Here is a 19,223-nt window from a genome sequence, read left to right on the forward strand (position 1 = left end):
AGAAAATGACCCCAGTAGCCTTTGAAAAACAGTGTTCTTTGTTGGCTATCCCACAAAGAACAATAATGACTATTTTTAACAATGAAATAATAACCTAAAAACGGTCAACGCTATTTAGGGAAGTACACTTTATTTAAGAACAGAGAACCAGAGGGTGAGAAGTAAGAGGTGAGTGGTAAAAGGTGAAAAGGAGGAGAAAGCAATTTTACAATTCCACTTTTTTATAGGTTAAGAAAACAGAAAACAGAAAACAGAAAACAGCAAACAGCAAACAGAAAACAGAGAACAGAGAACAGAGAACTACTCCAGTTCCAGAACGCTGTTACTTAATAGGCGGTCGTTTTCAAACAGGTTTACCCGGTAGATTCCCGGTAAGAATTCTTCACGCGCCGGGTTGATGTAAACACACGAGTTGATCTCTTCATTGCGGTAGTTAATCTCCTGATAGGCACTGTAAATGAGAATGTTTTCACCAAATTCGAGCGAAACATGCTCGCCAATAACGTTGTTGCGCGGGTCAATCACCTGAATGTAAAAGTCATGATTGCCCGGTTTACCCAGCGCATTGGCATTTACCGTATAGCAAATTTCCAGTTTATCGATACGAGACACCCGGTCATTGGGCACGGTTTTACCACTACGACGCATAATCACACCTTCAGCTTTAAACTTGCTAACGGTGAGTTGGGAGCCTTTGGCTAAATCATCCTGCAGGGCTTTGTTTTGTTGTTCGAGTGAGTCGCGCTGCACCACGGTTTGATCAAACGCAGCTTCCACATCCGATTTTTGAGAGACCAGCAATGCATTTTCGAGCATCAGGCTGTCTGTTTTTTTGCGTAAGGCATCGCGTTGCTGCCTTAGAAGACTGAGTTCGCGACGGTAGGTCTGTAGCGTAGCCTGAGAATTTTCGGCGGTTTCCAGGCGCAGGAGCAGATTTTGAATGCGGTTGCGCGCTTCGCGTAGCTCAGACGTAAGTACCTTATTGGTTTGTAGTTCGGCGTTATAGTTTACGAGCAGATCATTGAGTTCGTCGCGCAGAATCGCTTTTTCTTCGGAAAGCGCTGTTTTGTTTGCGGTGAGTTCGTTATAAAATTTATAAGTATAGGCTCCTAAACCCAGAAGCAGCAAAAAGAGAATGCCGATAAGAATCTTTAAAGCGTTGTTATTGCGAGTGGTACTCATTAAGCCTATTTTGATATCTTAGTGCGAAAGTTATAATTTTTAATCAAAAGCGCAGTGCGGTCTTTGCTTAAACTCTTTTTTCCGGACCAGTGCCAGGCCTGTGACGCGCTTTTGAGCCGTGGTGAAACCCTGCTTTGCACCGCCTGCAGACACAACCTGCCTGTAAATCATTTGCACCATACAACGTACAACCCCATCAAAAAAGTATTGTACGGCCGGGTAAGTTTAGAACTGGCAACCAGTTTGTTTTATTTTGATAAGAAAAGCGGCGTACAGCAGCTTATACACAACCTCAAATACCGCAATCAGGAACAGATCAGTGTATTTTTAGGAGATTGGCTGGGTGCCGAATTGGCGCAGGCGGAAGCTTATCAAGCTCTGGATGTTGTAGTGCCGGTGCCCCTGCACGCCAGCCGGTTAAAGGAGCGCGGGTACAATCAGGTTGCAGGTTTTGGTGAGCGCATCGCGAAAGCTTTACAGATTGACTATAACGACCGGGTTTTGTATCGAAAAAAGGCAACCAAGACCCAGGTGTTTACAAACCGCGGGGGAAGAAGTACCGAGGTAATCGACTCCTTTGGCATAACCGAAGATCAAAGCCTTAAAAACAAACACATCCTTTTGGTAGATGATCTCATTACCACCGGAGGTACGCTCGAAGGCTGTGCCCTGGCGCTTAACGGCATTGAAGGAATCAAAATCAGTGTAGCGGTAATGGCAATAGCCAACTGATTAAGGCGTTTTAGCAGGGGCATTCCCATTAAATTAATTGTTATTTTTGCCGCTATGTTTAGAAAAGGCTTACAGGTATTTATCGCATTGGCTTTGCTGCTGCTTGTTGTGCAATGCGCAAAAAAGGGAACACCTACCGGTGGACCCAAAGATGAAACCCCTCCGGTTCTTGTGCGTGCAGAACCGCCTAACTATACCACCAACTTCAACAGTAAGGAAATACGTATCTACTTTGACGAGTACATCAAACTCAAAGACCTGAATAAAAACCTCATCGTCTCGCCACCTATGAAAACCCCGGCAACTATCACTCCGATGGGTGGGGCTTCAAAATACATAGACATTGAGATTATGGATACCCTGTTGCCCAATACAACCTATGTGTTCAATTTTGGCGAAAGTGTGGTCGATAACAATGAAGGGAATCAGTTTTCATTTTTTAAATACGTGTTTTCAACGGGTGATTATATGGATTCGTTAACCGTTACCGGAGTGATACGCGATGCCCTGCTCAGCAAGCCCGATAATTACGTAACGGTGATGCTGTACGAAGCAGATTCTACCTATACTGATTCTTTGATTTACAAAGAGGTGCCGCGTTATGTGACCAATACGCTTGACAGTAGTGTGGTCTTTGAATTGACCAACGTCAAGGCCGGTCGCTATAAACTGGCAGCTTTAAAAGATGAATCCAGCAATTATACCTTTCAGCCCGATAAGGATAAGGTAGCTTTTTACGACGGTTTTATAGATGTGCCTACAGATTCGGTTTATGTATTGCGTCTGTTTAATGAAGAATTACCGGCTGAAGCAGGCCGGCCCAAACAGGCTGCTGCCCAGCGGGTGGCAATCCCGTATATTGGCAATCCCGATAGCATTAGTGTGAACCTAATCAGTCAAAAGCCGGAAGGTTTTGAGCGCTTTATCAGCAATGTGACCACGCAAGATTCCCTGCAGTACTGGTATAAACCGCAGGTAGAGACCGATTCGCTGATCTTTCAATTTAAATCAAAGGAGATAGACACAGGCTATGTGCGCCTGCGCCGCGGTCTGAAGATAGATTCCCTGCAGGTACAGCAGGCCACGAGTACACTCATTCTTGAAGAGCCGCTTTTTTTCAATTCTACCGTACCTCTGGTTGCAGTAGACACTTCTAAAATAAGCATACGTAAAAAGGATTCGACCTTTGTAGAAAATTTTAAAATCAGGCTGCTACCCGAAAAGCTTCAAATGCGTATGGATTTTAAAACGGCTGAGCTGGAGAATTATGAAATCATGATGTTGCCTGAAGCGCTTACTGATTTCTACGGAACAAAAACAGACACGCTGCAATTTAGGATTAGTACCAAAGAATATGCAGATTACGGCGATTTTAGTCTCACCCTGCAAAATGCGGCACCGGTGCAGCACATTGTTCAGCTCGTGACCGAAAAAGGTGAGGTAAAGCGCGAACGTATAGGCAAAGTGGGGGTCACGGTGTTTGAGTTTGACCGCATTGAGCCCGGTAAATATTACGCCCGTATTATTGTAGATCTCAATGCAAACGGGCGCTTCGATACCGGAAATTATTTAGAACAAAAACAGCCCGAAGAGGTGATTTACTATCCCGATGTGCTGGATATCCGGTCTAACTTTTCCCAGAACGAAACCTTTATCCTGACCCCGCAATAATTTAAAGATCAATACTGAAATGATCCCGGTCTGCCAGAAAATTGAGTTGGTTACGGGTTTCTTCCAGGTGGTCTTTAGATAATGTGGCGTAGATGGTTTGCTCTTTAGCTTCCGCGAAAGCTAAAGTGGCCCCGAGACTGTCGTAAACGCCGCTGTAGCCATTATACTCGTAGCCGTTGCCGTCTAGTCCCACACGATTTACGCCAATGCAATAGCTCATATTTTCTATAGCGCGGGCCTTGAGCAGCGTGTCCCATGCAAAAATGCGTTTTTTGGGCCAGTTGGCTACATAAATAAGCGCGTCGTAATCTTCCAGATTGCGCGCAAAGGCCGGAAAGCGCAGGTCGTAGCATATTTGTAAGAGCAACTTCCAGCCTTTGTAGTTGACGATGACTTTCTCCTTGCCCCGGTTATAAACTTTATCTTCCCCGGCCAAAGTAAAGGTATGGCGCTTGTCATAGGAGGTTACGTTGCCCTCAGGGGTGACGAAGTAAAACCGGTTATAATAGTTGCCATCCTCTTCAATCATCAGACTACCCGCAAGGGCAGCTCCGGTTTCTAAAGCTTTGGTTTTCATCCAGCCGAGCATTTCCCCTTTATCAGCACGACCCTGCGGACTCATACTGAAGCCTGTTGCAAACATTTCGGGCAGGACGATGAGGTCTACCTTATGATCGAGTTCGCTGATTTTCCGGTCAAAATAGTTGCGGTTTTCGGCGGGATTTTCCCAGGCCAGATGGGCTTGTATGGCGGCGATGTGAAGGGTGTTGCTCATAGCGTAAAGATAATTTTTTGCAAGTTATGTTCTAGAGGATCAGATTATATTGACTTAATTTGATTACGAGAAAATATAATCAAACACAAATTGATCCAGTCAAGCAAACGGTCTAAACTTATCTACTCTAGCGGTATCCTGCTGTTGATCAATGCTTGTTTTATGTATAAGTATCTGCCGAGATATTTAAACGATTGGCAGAGTTTTTTAGTTGCACTGGTTTATATTCTTTTAGTACTGATTCTTGTTTTTAAGGTAGGAAATTATTTAAAAAAATATTCTTCCCTTACCAAGACCTCTTTCTGGATTCTTGGGCTGGGATTTTTTGGTATTAGCCTTATTATAAATCTAAATATTGACGGGCAAAATCTAAATATCGATCGCTGGTCTGCGCTCGAGGCTGGAATCAAAGCAATTCTAGAGGGTAGCTACCCGTACAGCGCTGTTGATCATCTTGGTGGATACACCTCAAATTTACCTGGTCTTTTTATAGTGGGGATGCCTTTTTACTTCTTAGGTGATGTAGGCTATTTACAAAGCTTCACTCTTATTCTTACCCTGATATTGATTTTTAAAAAAATAGCATCGGCTGAAGTACGTCTTATCGCGCTGCTGCTCTTCATCAGTTCGTTTTGGTACGTCTATGAAGTGGTTGTAAAAAGCGATTTGATAAGCAATACGCTGCTGCTCATTTTGTTGAGCAGTTGGCAATTCCAATCCCGATTTAGGGAAATGGGTTTTGTGACTGGTTTGCTGATTGCACTGGTGCTTTCAACACGTCTGGTTTATGCAATCCCACTGATTTTATATGCTCTTAAACCGTTTTTAGCACAGGGTATAAATGAAAAATTACGTTTTTGCTTTGGTGTTGGGGTCGGTTTGATCCTTTTAGGAATTTTAGCTTTTACTCATACACCTTCCTGGGAAGTGTTTTTGGAATACAATCCGTTCGCTTTACAAAACAAACAATTACCCCTTGTTTTAAGTGTATTGCTATTGCTTATAGCCTTTCCGGTGGCTTTGAGAATAGAGCGTTTTGAGCAGTTTGTACTGGCTTCTGCCGTACTGTGCGCACTTTCCGTAACCCTTTCTTTACTGGGCTACTTAATCCAATTTGGATTTAAACAAACAATTGGCGAGTCAATATTTGACCTCACTTACTTTAATATATTCACTCCTTTTGTGTGGCTGTACCTTGTTTTGCAACTTGATCATTATCAAAAAATAAAAGCAACAAAAAACCCCGCTTAAACTAAGCAGGGTTGGAATCTTAAATATACTATTATATATCTTAGTCGTGTAGAACGCGAACCTGCGCAGCTACCATACCTTTTCTTCCTTCTTCTTCGATGTACTCAACCTGATCACCTTCTTCTAATACTTCACCGTTAAGTCCGGTGGCGTGTACAAAGATGTCTTTGCCTGTGTCATCGTTAGTAATGAATCCGTAACCTTTTGATTCATTGAAAAATTTAACTGTACCTTTCATTATAAAATTGTAAAAATTAATATTGCCACAAAGCTACGTGTTTAATCGGCACGAGCGTTAGATAAATGTAAATTTATTTTTAAAAGTTGCTGATTGTCAGATTTTTTGGAGCGCGGATACCTGCAAATTGAAATTTAACCTCATTGTCAGGCAATTATTATTCTGCGCGCTTCTCTGATTTTGGTTTTGCCCGTTTGCGGCGTTCCTGCTGTTGCTGATATTCTTTCATTTTCATAATGTTATCCTTATCAAGCATGTAATCCTTGACTTTACGGTCTTTCCAGCGGTGGTACAAAAACATGGGCATCAGGATAAAAGCGACTGCCAGAATCGTAAGGCCTAAAAAGCGGTCACCGGTAAGGGTGTCTGCGGTAAAATACCGCAGGTAAAAGCCGTAGCCCAGCGTGAGACAGAGTATGCAAAAAAGGATGATGATGAGATTGCGCATTTTTTAATTCAAGGTTTAAAGTCTGAAATTCAAAGTGCAAAGTTCAGCGTTTTTTGATAGTTCAACGAATTCAATAACCGATAACTTGTTTCGGTTTCAGATTTAAGGCTTAAAATTTAAGTTTAATTCTTTCCAATTTGGGTTAAAGGTTGGTTGTCGATAATAATCATTAACATTTTGACTAACTCAACAATCAATTCCTTTCAAATAAATCATTCTGCATTCAGCATTCCTCCTTCTGAATTGAAAAACTATTTCCTAGAAAAACTCACCAGCATACGACGGTAAGCGGTCAACAATTTAGATTTTGAGATAAAGCCATGGTACTTTCCGTTTTTAATTACGGGTAAATTCCATGCCCCGCTTTCCTGAAATTTACGCATCACAGCTTTGGCCGAATCAGATTCCAGATAAATATATTCGGGTGCGGCGTGCATCAGGCTGCGTACTTCAGTTGTTTCGTATAAGCTGCTGTCAAACATAATTTCGCGTATGTCGTCAAGCGTAATGACGCCTACGAGTTCGTCCTCTTCATTAACCACTGGAAACAGGTTACGGGCAGATTTGGCCACGGCATTTGTGACCATTTCGCCCAAAGTCATATCGGGGCGTACGCGAATAAAATTCGATTCGATCACGCTTTCCACATTAAGCAGGGTAAGCACCGCCTGATCTTTATCGTGGGTGATGAGTTCGCCTTTAAGACCCAGCTCCATCCCATAAACCGAATGCGGCAGAAAATACCGGTTTATACCATAAGCAAGGGCAGCGGTGGTCATAAGGGGGATAAAAAGACCATAACCACCGGTAATTTCGGCAATGAGGAAGATCGCCGTAAGCGGGGCGTGAAGCACCCCGGCCAGCAAGCCGGTCATTCCTACCAGAGTAAAATTACTTTCAGAGACGTGAATGCCCTGTATGCCCAGATTGTTGACGACTTTGGCCAGGCAATTACCCATCACACTGCCCATAAAAAGCACCGGAGCGAAAATTCCGCCTATCCCGCCACCGGCAAAAGTAATGGCTGCGGCAATCACTTTAAAAAAGACCAGACCCGCGAGCAAACCAATCACTACCCAGATGTTGTCGAGATAATCATTGAAAAAAGTAGATCCCAGTGCCGGCACGGCTTTGCCTTCAAGCAACTGGTTAATCATATCAAAACCTTCCCCGTACAGCGGTGGAATGAAAAACAGTAAAACCCCCAGGCTTCCCCCGGCTATAAGGAGTCTGACGGTGGCCGATTTCCACCTGGTGTAAAATTTTTGAGTTTGAAAATACGCCTTGCTGAAATACACTGAAACCAAACCGGCAACAATGCCCAGAATGATATAATACGGGAAATCTTCAATACTGAAAGCATCTTTTAGTGTAAAAGGCAAAATCGTGTCAGAACCAAAAAAGAAATACGAAGTAAGAATCGCCGAAAGTGAAGCCAGCAAAAGCGGCATCAGTGATAATAAGGTCAGGTCAAGGCTAAAAACTTCCACAGCAAAAATAATGGCGGCGATGGGAGCTTTAAAGATGCAGGACATCGCCCCGGCAGCGGCACAACCTAAAAGAAGGGTACGATGCGCCTGGTCCATATGAAAAATACGGGAGAGGTATGAACTCATCCCGGCACCGGTAACCACTGTGGGACTCTCCAAACCTACCGAACCTCCAAAACCTACGGTTATAGGTGCGGTTATGAGCGAGGCGTAAGCCTGGTAATTGCGCAACAGTCCCTTGCGTTTAGAAATTGCGCGTAAGGTTGCGGGCACCCCATGGCTCATAGGGTTGCGTATCACAAATTTTACAATGAGTACCGTTATGGCCAGACCAATAATAGGAAACAGAAAATAAAAACCGTAACGGTAATTTTCGACCAGGCCTCCTTCGAGCAGGTTTTGAATGACGTGCGTGATATTTTTGATCAGCACAGCGCCCAGACCGGAGAGCAGCCCCGTCATTGCACTTAAAAGATAGACAAAGGTAGTCTTTGAAATATGCTTATAACGCCAGGCGTGAAAGCGGTGAAGAAGCGGTTTTTTACCGGGCATGGTGGTTCTTTTTAAAGCTTCAAAAGTAACGGCTCAACTCGATACGCAAGGTAACTTTAGATACTTATTTTCAAAAAAAATCCCCGGGTTTTTTAAACCGGGGATTTGATGAAATCTAGATTATAAACCTAGCAATATTCGTTGAAGGCATCAATAAGATTGTCTGCGATAAGCTCTGCAGGACGGCCTTCTATATGATGACGCTCAAGCATGTGTACCAGTTCACCATCTTTAAATAAGGCCATTGAAGGCGAAGAAGGAGGAAAAGGCACCATAAAATTACGCGCCAGTTCGGTAGCCTCACGGTCTACACCGGCAAAAACGGTAAATAAGTTATCAGGAGTTTTGGCATTTTGTAAAGCCATACGCGCACCGGGTCTGGCATTTGCAGCAGCACAACCACAAACCGAATTGACCACAACCAGTGTAGTACCTTCTTTTTTCATAGCTGCCTGCACATCTTCTGTAGTATGTAATTCTGTGAAACCTACTGAAGTAAGATCTTCACGCATAGGTTTTACTAATTCTGCTGGATACATAAGTTCTGTTTTTTATTTTGGTTACAAAGATATAAAATAATAGTCGGGCAGTGGAGTCAAACCCTACGTAAGGAATGGGATTTTTATTTGAGCGCATCTTTGCCAAAGGGGCAAAGTCAGGCCTACCTATCGGTAAAGGCAGGCCTGCTTTTACCGATAGGTAGGCTTTTGGTCGTCGCTTTTTTACCCCTGCGGTTACCGAGTGATTGTACTTAGAAGAAAATTGAATCGAGGTCCCGCTCGGGTAAATGGAGCTTCACAGGGCCTCAGTCCTTTGCGCAAAGCGTAAAACAGTAACATTCTTTGTCATTTACAGACTCGTATCTGCTAAAGGCTTTATTTTTGCAGCGCATTAAAGAATACAGATTGCGGCTAAGGCGGCAAATACGATAAAAACAAATACATGATACGATGGATAGGAGCCATTATTGGTTTTGCCTACCGCGGATTTCTAGGCGCGGTGGCAGGCTACGTAATAGGCATGCTTATAGATAATTTATTTTTCAGCAAACAAAAAACAGGTCCGGCCTCAGGGCGCAGTCCGTTTGGAGGGCAACAAACAACGGTTACTCCCGGCGATTTTGAACTCAACTTGCTTTCGCTTTGCTCTCTGGTAATCAAGGCAGACGGGCAGGTGAGTCAGCGGGAGATGGATTATGTGCAGCAGTATTTTGTACAGGCTTACGGGAAAGAGCGTGCTAACGCGACCTTTAGAACCTTTAACGAGGTGGTTAAAAAGCGCGAAATCAATGCCCAGCGTATTTGCGCTTACCTCTCTCAGCGCACCCGGCGGGAAGTACGACTGCAAATCGTGCATTTTTTATTTGGGATCGCTCAGGCAGACGGCACTGTTTCGGCTTCAGAGGTTAATAAAATCTCTGAAATTGCAGGCTATTTGGGCCTCAGCCGTAATGAGTTTGAGGGCTTAAAAGCCATGTTCTTTAAAAACGCAGACAGCGCGTACAAAATTTTGGAGATAGACAAGTCGGCCACAGACGCCGAAGTTAAAAAGGCCTACCGCGAGATGGCCAAAAAATACCATCCTGATAAATTACAACATATGGATGAAGCCTACCGCGCCGGTGCCGAAGAGAAATTCCGCAATGTGCAAAACGCCTATGAAACCATTCAGAAAGAGCGGGGGATGTAAAACCTGAGAGCCGCAGAATTGCTATTTCGGGTTTTCGGTTTGGTTTATAAGGCGTATTGATCAATCGTTTGCGCAAAATTATTTGAAAATACCTGATAGCTAAGTTCTTACTTCAGGGCTTTTAGGTTATTTTTAAATCAGGGAAATTTAGGATGCCAAAGTCCATTCAGGCACTAAATACAGCTGCCAATGCGTTAGTACCCTAAATTTAACCCTAACCAGAGCCCCCTTTCTGTTATGTCTCAAAGAATTTTACTTTGTAGCGCTTTTCTTTTCATTTGCTTTTTTACCAAAGCCCAAACCGTTACGGTTGATAGTCCCAGACCTGCCGAAGATTTAGTCAACATCCTTTTTGATGACTCCTGCGCCGAGATTTCTAATGTTTCGATCTCTTCAACACAGGCAGCGGGTTATTTCAATAATAACGGTGGTGCATTTCCACTAGCTAACGGCGTGATTTTACGTACCGGTGTCGCCAGTCTGAGTGCCGGTTCATACACAGGTAATGATGCCGATCTCAGCAGCAGACTCAATTCAAACGGTGACCCGTATTTACAGGATTTAAACGCAACATCCGGAAACACCGGAGCCATTTCAGAAACCAGTTTCCTGGAGTTTGACTTCGTACCCCTCGCCAGTAATTTTAGTTTCAATTTTATTTTCGCTTCTAACGAATACGGTGAATGGCAATGTTCTTCTCAGGATATTATGGCCATCGTGCTTACCGATCTGGGAAGCGGGCAGTCTCAAAACCTGGCTGTTACTCCTGCAGGGGAGCCGGTTGCTGTGCGTAACATCAGGGATCAGCGCAATAATCCTGCGTGTAATGGGATCAATTCAAATTTGTTCAACTCATACGAAGTAAACAATCCACAGTCAACCATCAATATGAGAGGCTATACCCAGATGCTTAATGCCTCTTCAAGCCTCACTCCGGGTAATACCTATCGCATACGCATCGCAATCGCAGATGCCAATGATGCCGATTTTGACTCAGCCATATTTCTGCAGGGAGGTAGTTTCAATACCAGCGTAAACCTGGGGCCCGATTTTACCCTGTGCAGCGGGGATAGTGCCACACTCACAACAGATCTTGATGCTTCGGTTTATCAACATCGCTGGCTCTATAATGGTACGGTAATTACGGGTCAGACGGGCAACAGCATCAACATAAACCAAAGCGGCACCTATACCGTTAGGGTTACGAACAACGGATGCCTAATAACCGATGAGGTGGTAGTTAACGAACTTTCGGTACGGGAACCCGAAGATTTACAGGCCTGCTTCAACGGTGGCCAACCGGCGTCATTTGACCTTACCCTAAATAATGCTTCGACACTGGGTCTGCAAAACAACCAATTTGAAGTGGTGTACTATGCTTCTCAGGCAAATCTGAATGCCGGGCAGGCTATTCCGCAAAGCGAAATCACCAATTACCAGAGCTCCGGTAATCAAACCATCTTCATTAGACTGCGTAATGGCAATACCGGGAATTTTTGTGATGCGGTTTATGATTTCAGGCTTAGCGTTTTGCCGGAAATTCAGATCAGTCAGCCCCAGCCATTAGAGCGCTGTGCTTCCGGGACTACAGACACTTCTTTTAACCTTACCCAAATCAACAACCGCATTTTAAACGGACAAAACCCGGCAAATTTCAATATAACCTATTACGAGTCTGAGGCTGATGCCCAAAATGCTACTGCCGAGGTTGCATCGCCTTACATCCTACCTTCAGGTACAAGTAGCCGTACACTTTGGGCTCGAGTGGCTTATGCTACCGAAGCAGGTTGTTTTGAGGTTGTATCTTTCGAAATCCTGATCAACAATCCGCCGCCGGTAGACAGTCTTTCGGATGTGTTTACCTGTACTTCGTACGAACTGCCAACGCTTACCAATGGATCGTATTTTCTGGGGGCAAACGGCACCGGGCAGCGTTTAAATGCCGGTGAAATCATCACCGAAGACACCGAGATTTTTATTTATAACGGTCCTGATGCTAATGGTTGCAGCAGTCAGTCTGTTTTTAGCGTAAACATCGTTTCTGATTACGACCTGGCAGAGCGGGAGGCCTGTGGGGTATTTGAAATTCCGAGTACGCTGGCCGGTGATTTCTACACCCAACCGGGTGGCCCTAATGGATCCGGAAACCGCCTTGCGCCCGGTACAGAGCTCACCTCTTCGCAAACTATTTATTTTTACTTTGAAGAAAACGGTACTGTATGTCGTGATGATGCTTTTGCGATCACGGTTTTTCCGTTACCTCCGGTAGATCAGCCCGAAGGCATCATTGCCTGCACCAGTTATACCTTGCCATCGCTTACAAACGGAAACTATTATACCCAGCCCGATGGTGGAGGTACTCAGCTCAATGCAGGCCAGGTTATAAGCAATACCCAAACCGTCTATATTTTTAATGACGACAATCGCTGTACTAATGAATATGCCTGGCGCATCTTTATTGTACCACAGTTTACCGATGTTACCCGCTGTGGTTCCTATACGCTTCCCAATGTAGAACAGGGTAGTTTTTATACGCAACCCAATGGTGGAGGTACAGTCCTAAGTCCGGGCAGTGACATCACGACCTCACAAGAGGTTTACTATTTCGTAGAAACCAATTCAGGCACCAATTGTACTTCCGATAGCTCGTTTGAAGTTACTGTGATTGCGATACCTCCGGTAGATTCCTTAGATGACCAGTTGCTGTGTGAAGGCGATGTATATGAACTGCCCGTACTTGCCAACGGGGATTATTTTGATCAGCCCAACAGGCAGGGAAACCAATACGCCCCGGGTACCGAAATCAGTGAAAGCATCATTTTGTACATCAACAATGAAGTAAACGGTTGTTCAGACGAAACGAGTTTTGAGATTGAAGTACGCCCCGCTTTACCTATTGACAACCTTACTTTTGTGTATTCGTGCGAGCCTTATGTGCTTCCCGATTTAATTGACGGAAGCTATTTTACCGAGTCGCAGGGACAGGGCACGCGCATTGAGCCCGGCACCGTCATAGATGCGACGACCACGATTTACATTTACAACGGTTACGATGATTTCCCCGAATGTTATTCGGAAAATGCTTTTGAAATTAATATTCTTTCAGTTACCGTACCGGTTTTTGAAGATGTTGCTGCTTGTGACAGTTATACGCTTCCGCCTCTTGATGAAGGCGGTTATTTTACCGAAACTGGAGGCCAGGGGACTCAGCTTGCACCGGGCGATGTAATTACCCAAACGCAGGAACTTTTTATTTATGCCCGTAATGGTACGCGCTTCTTTTGTGAAGACGAAAGCAGCTTTACCATCACCGTATCCTCAACTCCGGTATTGACTCCCGAACCTGATGTGGAGCAGTGTGGCAGTTATATCTTGCCCGATTTACCTCAGGATCAGTTTGTACAGGCGTATTATTTGGGGCCAAATAAACAAAACCCTATTAATCCGGCAGATAATACATTGGCTCCGGGCAGTTATACGATTTACAAATATGCCGAAGCAGCAGATAACCCCAATTGTTTTGACGAGGATGTATTTGAGGTAACAGTTTATCCTTTGCTTGATTTTACGGTGGAAGGTGGTACTGTTTGCCGCGATGCCGTTACCGGAGATGTGATCAGTACCACGCTGCTGGAATCAGGCTTGAGTCCTGCGGAATTTTTAGTGAGTTGGTCTTTAAACGGTACGGTCGTGGGGCAGGGACCGGATTTTGTAGCTTCTGAGGCCGGTGTTTATACCGTTTCTACCGAAAAATTAAATCCTGAAGTTGGAGCCAATTGTAACTACAACCCCACAACAGTTGAGGTCTTTGAGTCAGCAGTACCGGTTCTGGATGCCGAAGTGAGTCAGCCTTTTGCAGAAACTTCGGTCATTGAGGTAAGCGTAACACAGGGTTACGGGACTTATGAATATCAGCTGGATGACGGATTTTTCCAGGAAAACCCGCGTTTTGAAAACGTGCAACCCGGCGTGCATACGGTGACCGTTCGTGGTGTAAACGGAACCTGCGGCGCGGCGGTCATCGAGGTGGTTGTGATTGATTTTCCAAAGTATTTTACGCCGAATAATGACGGTTTTAACGATACCTGGAACATCAGCTCCCTGCAGGATTATCCCGAAACACAAATTTTTATCTTCAACCGTTTTGGAAAACTCATCAAGAGCTTACAACCCAACGCCCCGGGCTGGGACGGTACCTACAACGGGCGCAACCTGCCCTCAGATGACTACTGGTTTTATGTGGAATTTATTTATGAAGAACGCCCTGTTGTTTTCAAATCCCATTTTACATTGAAGCGGTAGGCAGAAGGATGCTATTTAGTTCAATTCTAAAATACCCGAAACCCAAAGCATATACCGCAATCTTGACTAACTTTGAAGTATGCAAAATTTAATTTCGGCAATTCTTTCTATGCTTGTTTTGGCTCAGAGCTTTAGCGTGAGCCTTGCCGACTTTTTGCATATCCCCGATCTGGTGACGCATTACGAGTACCATCAGGAAAATTTTGGCGATGACCTGCTTAGTTTTATTGAGAAGCATTATGGTGAACTCAAAGAAGAACACCGGCAGGAACACGAGGGGCACGATAAGCTTCCTTCGGGGCATCAGCATTCCTGCGCCCACACCGCAGTGGTTTTTTTGAGTACCACACAACTTACACCAGAGCATAAAAGCATTCCGGCAGATCAGACCTCGGCTAATTACTTTTACCGGGATAATTACCACTTCGCAGCAGTTTCAGGCATCTTTCAGCCTCCCAAAAACGTGTAACACCCTGGCGTTATTTTTTCGATTCAGGTATTGAAACCTTCTAAACAGGGTTTTAGAACCTGTGTTTTTCACGTTTTACAATTCAACTATGCTTTCTGCAATCATTCATTTCAGCATCAGGAATAAACTAATTGTTCTGCTGTTTACTTTTGGCTTAATCGCTTACGGCCTGTATTCACTTACCCAAATATCGGTAGGCGCTGTGCCTGATGTCACAAACAATCAGGTGCAGGTCATTACGACTTCGCAAAACCTGTCGACCGTAGATATGGAACAGTTCATAACCTATCCGGTTGAGCTTGAAATGGCCAATCTGCCCGGTGTCAAAGAGATTCGGTCGGTGTCAAAATTCGGACTTTCGGTAGTTACCGTGGTTTTTGAAGATGATATGGGCACGTATTTACCGCGTCAGCTTTTGGCCGAAAAAATCAAATCGGCCTCTGAGCAAATTCCCGCCAGTTTTGGAACTCCGCAAATGGGTCCCATCACCACCGGTCTGGGGGAGATTTACCAATACATTCTCGATGTCAAACCGGGTTATGAAGGCAAGTACTCGCCTACCGATCTGCGCAGCATTCAGGACTGGATTGTAAAGCGCCAGCTTTCGGGCATTCCCGGAGTGGTAGAAATCAATACCTGGGGCGGCTATCTCAAGCAGTATGAGGTCGCGCTCAACACTCAAAAACTGCACGCGATGAACATCACTGCCGCAGAAGTTTTTGCAGCGCTTGAAAACAACAACAGCATTGCGGGCGGAGGCTATATTGAGAAAGAAAATCAGGCCTATTTTATTCGCGGCGAAGGTCTGGCCTCGTCGCTTGAGGATATTGAGCAGATGGTGGTTAAAAACGATAACGGCATTCCCATTTACATCAGGGATGTGGCAACCGTGGGCTTTGGTCACGCGACCCGTTTTGGCGCCATTACCGGTAACGGCGAGGGCGAAAAAGTGCTGGGACAGGTGATGATGCTTAAAGACGCCAACTCCAAGCAGGTGATAGATGCGGTTAAACAGCGGGTCGAAGAAATAAGCTCAACCCTGCCGGAAGGAGTTTACATTAATGCCTTTTTAGACCGAAGTGAACTCATCGCAAAAACCACCTTCACCATTACCGAAAATCTGGTTTTGGGATTTTTGATCGTGATTTTTGTGGTGGTTTTACTGCTGGGTAACTGGCGCAGCGGGCTGGTCGTGGCATCGGTTATTCCCCTATGTCTGCTTTTTGCGATCTCGCTGATGCATATTTTTGATGTGGATGCAAACCTGCTCAGCCTCGGGGCCATAGATTTTGGAATCATCATCGACGGTGCGGTAATTATAGTGGAGTTTGTCGCCTACAAAATGGCTCAAAAGCAGGACAGCATAAAAAATCTGAATGCTTCAGAAACCCGTAAACTTAAAGATCAGATAACCGAAGAAGCAGCCTCAACGATGATGAACTCGGCGGTTTTTGGCCAACTCATCATTCTCATTGTTTTTATTCCCATCCTGTCGCTAAGCGGGGTTGAAGGCAAAATGTTTATCCCGATGGCGCTGGTTTTCAGCTTTGCGGTAATTGGCGCAATGCTGCTTTGTTTTACCTATGTGCCGGTGGTTTCTTCCCTGTTTTTAAAAGCCGAAGCGCCATCTGACAAAAATATTTCGGTACGCCTGATGCGCTTTTTGAGACGGCACTACGAACGCTTGCTTGATCGTGCGCTTAACGCCCGAAGACTGGTGATCGGCCTGGCGGTAGGTCTTTTTGCTGTGGCCGTGTATCTGTTTACGACCATGGGTGGCGAGTTTGTTCCCCAGCTTGATGAAGGCGATTTTGTAATTCAGCCCATACTTAAAACCGGAACTTCCCTTGAAGGAACCATTGCCCGTACCACACAGATCGAAAAAATCCTGCTCGACAGTTTCCCGGAAGTAAAACAGGTGGTAAGCCGCATTGGCGCGGCAGAAGTGCCCACAGACCCGATGTCTATGGAAGACAGCGATGTGATCATTACGCTCAAAGATAAGAGTGAGTGGGTGTCTGCAGACTCTAAAGATGAGCTTGCCGCTCGTTTTAAGGAAGCCCTGAGCATCATTCCCGGGATGGATATTGAATTTACCCAGCCTATTGAGATGCGTTTTAACGAACTCATCACCGGCGTTCGCGCCGATATCGCAATTAAAGTCTTTGGGGAAGACCTCGATATTCTCAACAAAAAAGGCAATGAGATCCGGGATTTGATTGAGAATGTGGAAGGAGCCGCAGATATTTCGGTTGAAAAAGTAACCGGTCTGCCGCAGATGAGTGTGAAGTACAACCGGGCAAAAATCGCGCGCTACGGCCTTAATATTTCAGACTTAAATGATCTGGTAAAAATGGGCTTTGCCGGGGAAGCTGTAGGCAACATTTTTGAAGGTGAAAAGCGCTTTGACCTGGTCGTGAGACTCGAGCAAAACCAGCGGCAGGACATCGATAATCTTAGGAATCTTTATGTAGACACGCCTCTGGGCGACAAGGTGCGCCTTAGCGAACTCGCTGATATCAGCTATACCAAAGGCGCGGCCAAAATTTCCCGGGACGAAACCCGGCGCCGCATTGTGGTAGGCGTCAACGTGCGCAACCGCGATCTCGAGTCGGTAGTTGAGGAGATTCAGCAAATTGTATCCTCAAACGTCAAATTACCCGCGGGCTACAGCATTACCTACGGCGGCCAGTTTGAAAATCTGCAAAGTGCGACTTCCCGCTTACAGATTGCCGTCCCCGTCGCGCTTCTGCTCATTTTTATTATGCTGTATTTCGCGTTTAAATCGGTTAAGGAAGCCCTGCTTATTTTTAGCGCGATCCCGCTGTCAGCGGTGGGTGGGATCTTTTTACTCTGGCTGCGCGGGATGCCCTTTAGCATTTCGGCGGGAGTGGGCTTTATCGCTTTGTTTGGGATCGCTGTGCTCAACGGCATCGTGATGCTGGAGCATTTTAAAGAATTAAAGACCAAAGGGATTACCGATATGCGTAAGCTTATCACACAGGGCGCTTCAGACCGGCTTCGGGCCGTCTTGCTTACCGCAACGGCTGCGGCATTGGGCTTTTTGCCTATGGCGGTTTCTACCAATGCCGGTGCCGAAGTGCAACGACCACTGGCTACGGTGGTTATTGGCGGTCTCATCTCAGCAACCCTACTTACGCTGGTGGTTTTGCCGGTTTTGGTTTCCTGGTTTGATAAGGAATTGAAAAATAAGAGTGCCATGAATGTGAAATCTAAAAGCGCCGGGCTGCTGCTCATTTTTATATTGATGGGCGGTCTTGTGCAGGCTCAGGAAGTTTCCAGCTTTGAGGAGGTGCGCGAACTCGCTTACAAAAGCAATGCGGGTTTAAAAGCGGCAGACCTGCGCAGTGACGAGGCTAATGCAGCGATTGGTAGCGCTTTCAGCTTTGACAAGACTGAAATTTATTATCATTTTGACGAAAACAATTTGGCCCAAAACAACAGGCCTATTGAGGTATTTGGCGTGAGTCAGACCTTTGCGTTTCCTACGGTGTATTTTGCGCAGGCCAAAGTAAACCGCGCCAATTATAATCTGGTTGCCACCCGTGCCGAACTCACAAAAATTGAGCTCGAACAAAACCTTGCGGAAGCCTATTACCGGCTTCAGTTTGTGTCTGAAAAGCTTCGGTTGTACCAAAACCTGGACAGTATTTATCAAAATTTCGCCTACGCCGCCAAACGCCGTTTTGAGTTGGGCGAAAGCAACTACCTCGAGAAAATTTCGGCGCAGGCCAAACAAAAAGAGATTGAAACCCGCCTGAAGCAAATGCAGGAAGACCTCAAAGCGGCAAACCTGCAATTAAGCAGGCTCGTGCAGACCGATACGCTTGTAGTAGCCATACAGCCTTTGGAGCGCCTGATTCCTGACGGCAATCAAAACGTAGCGCTCACCGCCAATGCCTTCTACGATTCGCGTGTAAAACTGGCCGAAGCCCAGCGTAAATTCAGCAGTCAGCAATTGCTCCCCGATCTTACGCTTAATTATTTTCAGGGCTCCAACGACGGACTCAACAAAAACCTGATTGGCTATCAGTTTGGGGTGAAAATTCCGCTGTTTTTTAGCGGCAACACTAGCCAGATTAAAACGGCCAGGATTGCGGCGGAGGCGGCAGAGCAGGAAGCACTCAATTATAAAATAGGTCTACAAAGCCGGGAAAGCGAATTGCGCAGCGAGCTGAATAAATACGCCGAAAGTCTCGTGTATTACGATACCGAGGGTCTTGGGCTTGCGGGCGAACTCGAGAAAACCGCGATTTCCAGCTACAAAAACGGGGAGGTCAGCTTTTTTGAGTACATCCAGATTCTGCAGCAGGCTTACGAGATCAAACTCAGTTACCTCGAAAGCGTCAACAACTACAATCAGGCAGTTATTAAACTCAACTACTTGATTTTATAAACTCAGG

The 19,223-nt window shown here is 45.3% G+C and carries 13 protein-coding genes; 7 read left to right on the top strand and 6 right to left on the bottom strand.

Annotated elements, in window-relative coordinates; translation table 11 throughout:
• Positions 1-300 precede the first annotated feature (300 nt).
• Positions 301-1,182, bottom strand: a complete 882-nt coding sequence (locus LLW17_RS01105) for a DUF8428 domain-containing protein (protein ID WP_228228427.1) — start codon at positions 1,180-1,182, stop codon at positions 301-303.
• 54 nt (positions 1,183-1,236) lie between these two features.
• Here LLW17_RS01105 and LLW17_RS01110 point away from each other — a divergent pair, with 54 nt between their 5' ends.
• Positions 1,237-1,914 carry a ComF family protein gene (locus tag LLW17_RS01110; RefSeq protein ID WP_228228428.1) on the top strand — a complete coding sequence of 226 codons (678 nt, stop codon included), beginning with the start codon at positions 1,237-1,239 and terminating at the stop codon, positions 1,912-1,914.
• Between the two features lie 54 nt (positions 1,915-1,968).
• Positions 1,969-3,585 (top strand): Ig-like domain-containing domain, encoded by a 1,617-nt coding sequence (locus LLW17_RS01115; protein ID WP_228228429.1) that lies wholly within the window; start codon positions 1,969-1,971, stop codon positions 3,583-3,585.
• A 1-nt stretch (position 3,586) separates the two neighbouring features.
• Here the strand turns inward: LLW17_RS01115 and LLW17_RS01120 are convergent, their stop codons facing one another.
• Positions 3,587-4,360, bottom strand: a complete 774-nt coding sequence (locus tag LLW17_RS01120; RefSeq protein WP_228228430.1) for an amidohydrolase — start codon at positions 4,358-4,360, stop codon at positions 3,587-3,589.
• 162 nt (positions 4,361-4,522) lie between these two features.
• Between LLW17_RS01120 and LLW17_RS01125 the strand changes: the two genes are divergently transcribed.
• On the top strand, positions 4,523-5,611 hold the full coding sequence (locus LLW17_RS01125; protein ID WP_228228431.1) for a hypothetical protein: 1,089 nt from the start codon (positions 4,523-4,525) through the stop codon (positions 5,609-5,611).
• Positions 5,612-5,651: 40 nt separating this feature from the next.
• On the opposite strand, the gene LLW17_RS01130 is transcribed toward LLW17_RS01125, so the two are convergent.
• The 4 genes from LLW17_RS01130 to LLW17_RS01145 form a co-directional block, all read right to left on the bottom strand.
• Positions 5,652-5,849, bottom strand: a complete 198-nt coding sequence (locus LLW17_RS01130; protein WP_099644402.1) for a cold-shock protein — start codon at positions 5,847-5,849, stop codon at positions 5,652-5,654.
• 157 nt (positions 5,850-6,006) lie between these two features.
• Positions 6,007-6,297, bottom strand: coding sequence for a hypothetical protein (locus LLW17_RS01135; protein ID WP_228228432.1), 291 nt, complete (start codon positions 6,295-6,297; stop codon positions 6,007-6,009).
• Positions 6,298-6,548: 251 nt separating this feature from the next.
• Complete coding sequence (locus LLW17_RS01140) at positions 6,549-8,339, bottom strand: chloride channel protein (protein ID WP_228228433.1); 1,791 nt, start codon at positions 8,337-8,339, stop codon at positions 6,549-6,551.
• Between the two features lie 128 nt (positions 8,340-8,467).
• On the bottom strand, positions 8,468-8,878 hold the full coding sequence (locus LLW17_RS01145) for a BrxA/BrxB family bacilliredoxin (protein ID WP_228228434.1): 411 nt from the start codon (positions 8,876-8,878) through the stop codon (positions 8,468-8,470).
• A 403-nt stretch (positions 8,879-9,281) separates the two neighbouring features.
• Between LLW17_RS01145 and LLW17_RS01150 the strand changes: the two genes are divergently transcribed.
• The 4 genes from LLW17_RS01150 to LLW17_RS01165 all read left to right on the top strand — a co-directional run bounded on the left by LLW17_RS01150 (position 9,282) and on the right by LLW17_RS01165 (position 19,216).
• A complete protein-coding gene (locus tag LLW17_RS01150) occupies positions 9,282-10,028 on the top strand; it encodes a TerB family tellurite resistance protein (protein ID WP_228228435.1) in 747 nt (248 codons plus the stop codon).
• 237 nt (positions 10,029-10,265) lie between these two features.
• A complete protein-coding gene (locus LLW17_RS01155) occupies positions 10,266-14,330 on the top strand; it encodes a T9SS type B sorting domain-containing protein (protein WP_228228436.1) in 4,065 nt (1,354 codons plus the stop codon).
• A gap of 79 nt (positions 14,331-14,409) precedes the next feature.
• Positions 14,410-14,799: a hypothetical protein gene (locus LLW17_RS01160; RefSeq protein ID WP_228228437.1), complete on the top strand. Its 390-nt coding sequence runs from the start codon at positions 14,410-14,412 to the stop codon at positions 14,797-14,799.
• An 88-nt stretch (positions 14,800-14,887) separates the two neighbouring features.
• Entirely contained in the window at positions 14,888-19,216 is a 4,329-nt protein-coding gene (locus tag LLW17_RS01165) for a CusA/CzcA family heavy metal efflux RND transporter (protein WP_228228718.1), read from the top strand.
• Positions 19,217-19,223: the final 7 nt, after the last annotated feature.

The organism is Leeuwenhoekiella parthenopeia, from assembly GCF_020782115.1.
Taxonomy (GTDB): Bacteria; Bacteroidota; Bacteroidia; order Flavobacteriales; family Flavobacteriaceae; genus Leeuwenhoekiella; species Leeuwenhoekiella parthenopeia.

Bases quoted from the DNA above. Each gene is read 5' to 3' on its own strand.
- LLW17_RS01105 (WP_228228427.1), bottom strand. From the start codon at position 1,182: ATGAGTACCACTCGCAATAACAACGCTTTAAAGATTCTTATCGGCATT.
- LLW17_RS01115 (WP_228228429.1), top strand. From the start codon at position 1,969: ATGTTTAGAAAAGGCTTACAGGTATTTATCGCATTGGCTTTGCTGCTG.
- LLW17_RS01120 (WP_228228430.1), bottom strand. From the start codon at position 4,360: ATGAGCAACACCCTTCACATCGCCGCCATACAAGCCCATCTGGCCTGG.
- LLW17_RS01125 (WP_228228431.1), top strand. From the start codon at position 4,523: ATGTATAAGTATCTGCCGAGATATTTAAACGATTGGCAGAGTTTTTTA.
- LLW17_RS01130 (WP_099644402.1), bottom strand. From the start codon at position 5,849: ATGAAAGGTACAGTTAAATTTTTCAATGAATCAAAAGGTTACGGATTC.
- LLW17_RS01135 (WP_228228432.1), bottom strand. From the start codon at position 6,297: ATGCGCAATCTCATCATCATCCTTTTTTGCATACTCTGTCTCACGCTG.
- LLW17_RS01140 (WP_228228433.1), bottom strand. From the start codon at position 8,339: ATGCCCGGTAAAAAACCGCTTCTTCACCGCTTTCACGCCTGGCGTTAT.
- LLW17_RS01145 (WP_228228434.1), bottom strand. From the start codon at position 8,878: ATGTATCCAGCAGAATTAGTAAAACCTATGCGTGAAGATCTTACTTCA.
- LLW17_RS01150 (WP_228228435.1), top strand. From the start codon at position 9,282: ATGATACGATGGATAGGAGCCATTATTGGTTTTGCCTACCGCGGATTT.
- LLW17_RS01155 (WP_228228436.1), top strand. From the start codon at position 10,266: ATGTCTCAAAGAATTTTACTTTGTAGCGCTTTTCTTTTCATTTGCTTT.
- LLW17_RS01160 (WP_228228437.1), top strand. From the start codon at position 14,410: ATGCAAAATTTAATTTCGGCAATTCTTTCTATGCTTGTTTTGGCTCAG.
- LLW17_RS01165 (WP_228228718.1), top strand. From the start codon at position 14,888: ATGCTTTCTGCAATCATTCATTTCAGCATCAGGAATAAACTAATTGTT.